Genomic DNA, 2,405 nt, shown 5'->3' on the forward strand with positions numbered 1-2,405 from the left:
TAGGCGCGGTGTGCGTCGTCAGGCCGGTCGTAGGTCTCGATCTTGGCTTGTCCGGCCGTGCCGATCCGGCCCCAGTTGCGGACGAGGCAGACGCCGCCGAAGAGGGTCGGCTGGATCGAAAGCAGGTAGAAGCGCGCCATGTCGCGTTCCGGGTCGATGCGGCGCAGTTCGGTGGAGCAGGTGCGATGGTCGGTCATGGCAGGACTGTCGCGAAATCGATTCGCGTCGTCCAACGACTTTGTTGAATCGGATCGGGCCGACCGATTCATTTTGTTTATGAATGGCGTGACGGTTAAGGCTCATCGGTGAAGGCATTNCGCGTTCCGGGTCGATGCGGCGCAGTTCGGTGGAGCAGGTGCGATGGTCGGTCATGGCAGGACTGTCGCGAAATCGATTCGCGTCGTCCAACGACTTTGTTGAATCGGATCGGGCCGACCGATTCATTTTGTTTATGAATGGCGTGACGGTTAAGGCTCATCGGTGAAGGCATTCTGTCGGCTGAGTGACGGCAGGCGCGACGACTCCATCCTGTCCTACGATCGGTGAGGGGCTCCATCCCTTCGAGCGTTGCGGCGAAAACGCGCGCTCTGCGGCCCGTCGCAGCCGACCGGGCGGGCGGAATCGAACGATGGCCAGGCGCCCCGGAGCTTTGGCCGCTGCGCGTCCTGCATGTCGGAGAAGAACGCTGCCCGGCCGGTCAGTTGTATTCCTTGCCGGTCGGCCCCGCGCGCTCGTCGGAGAAGAAGCGCGAGGCGGCCTCGGTGCGGTTCTTCACGTTCATCTTCTTGTAGATGCTGCGGATATGCGCCTTCACCGTGTTTTCGGAGAGACGGAGCTGGTCGGCGATCGTCTTGTTCTGCGTCCCCAGGCAGATGAGGTTCAGGATCTGTACCTCGCGCGTCGTCAGCACCGAAATCTGATGATCTTGAGCGATCGGCTGCCCGACGCTCTGGATGAGGCCGCCGGTCGGGGCCGTCTCGACATGACGTGGCCCGGCTTCGTGGAGCCGTTGCAGGAGGGCCGCCGGAAAATGTTCGCCGCCCTTCGCCAGCAGGTCTATGGCGGCAAGAAAAACATCCAGCCGAAGCGTGAGCGGCAGGATGCCGTCGATCGCACCGGTTGCGACCAGGTGCTTCAGATATTCATCATAGGTATTGCCACTGTCGAGGACGATCGCGATCGAAACCTCTGGTGCTTCCTTGCAAGCGTCCTCGACGATCTCGTAAATATGATCGGCGTCAATGTCGTAGAGGAGAAGCAGCCTGACGTTCTCCCATTCCTCGGGCGTCATCTCGCCGGCGCTGCGATAGACGACGATCTCTGTCTCGGGAAAGTGCTTCGACAAAACCTCGGCGAGACATTCCGACAACAAATCCTGCTTGGCCACCATGACGAACAGATTGGCTGGGGAGCTACGTCGCTCTCGCGGGGCCGTATCATGTGGAGGAGACTCGGTCATCAACATACAACGCTCCCGTTTGCTTTCGACGCAATACAGTGAAACTCCCGGGAGAGCCCGCGGTTACCCAGGTCCTCATCTGATGGCTTAGGGCTGATATTGTGCGAAATATGTTATCTTTTCCGCTGACCGAAGAAAATAACCAGTTCGGGCTACAGTTGACGAAAGAAGTCGCACTTTCGTGTGAGGGATGCGCGAAAATATACTGGAATTATTCTATTCAATCACGACTTGTCGGGTTAGGTGCGATGCACCTAGATCGGGTAGCGGCTCTCCTTCTGCTGTTTTTACGAGAATTTTCCGACGCATCGACAAAAGAAGAGAGCACGCTGCACGTTAAGCCGCAGTGAGTAATCCCATTTCGCGGCTAGGAATGTCCGGTTTTTTGATGTTCATTTTGGTTCCGCGGTGAGGCTTGGCGGGACCGAGAACGACGATCCACTCGTTCGCGCAGGTTTCACGCGGATTACATGAAAGCAAACTGACTGAGCCGGAAGCAAATGTTCGCCTCCGGGGATGGAGAATATTGCCTCGTTCGAGGTTTCTATTCTCGAATGACTTGCGTGACTTGTGACAGGGCAGATGAACACGTGATGCGTACATCTGCAGATTTCAACAGCGTGGAGCAGGCGAGAAAAGATCCCAGTCGAGATGAGAGGGATTTCACGACTGCTCCTCCTTTCTAGGAGAGTTCGAAATGTCTTATGACCCGAAGGGTTCCGATACCGAAAACAATGTTGGTGCACTGGCGGACGGCTTTGCCAACAGCGCCATCAACTCCACGGAAGTCGATGAAGGCTCCACCGGCTATGTCGGCGGTGTCGCAAACGGCGACAACCGTAACAACACCGACAATTCGACTGACGTCGATGTCGATGCGAAGGTCGATATTGCCGCAAACTGGAGTTGCCCCTTAAAAACCGGACAGGATCAGGTTTCGGTTTGA

Annotated in this window: 2 protein-coding genes and 1 pseudogene; 1 reads left to right on the forward strand and 2 read right to left on the reverse strand. The window is 57.1% G+C overall.

The window, feature by feature from the left end; translation table 11 throughout:
* The coding region (locus tag ACM6UT_RS23165) for a WGR domain-containing protein (RefSeq protein ID WP_416799627.1) at positions 1–197 on the reverse strand (197 nt) is incomplete at its 3' end.
* A 500-nt stretch (positions 198–697) separates the two neighbouring features.
* Positions 698–1,369, reverse strand: coding sequence for a helix-turn-helix transcriptional regulator (locus ACM6UT_RS23170; protein WP_416799628.1), 672 nt, complete (start codon positions 1,367–1,369; stop codon positions 698–700).
* Positions 1,370–2,156: 787 nt separating this feature from the next.
* Between ACM6UT_RS23170 and ACM6UT_RS23175 the strand changes: the two are divergent.
* Positions 2,157–2,360, forward strand: a pseudogene (locus ACM6UT_RS23175) (fibrinogen-binding protein); the annotation flags it as partial.
* Between the last annotated feature and the right edge of the window lie 45 nt (positions 2,361–2,405).

Origin of the sequence: Ciceribacter azotifigens (assembly GCF_048159625.1) — a bacterium.
GTDB classification, from domain to species: domain Bacteria; phylum Pseudomonadota; class Alphaproteobacteria; order Rhizobiales; family Rhizobiaceae; genus Allorhizobium; species Allorhizobium azotifigens.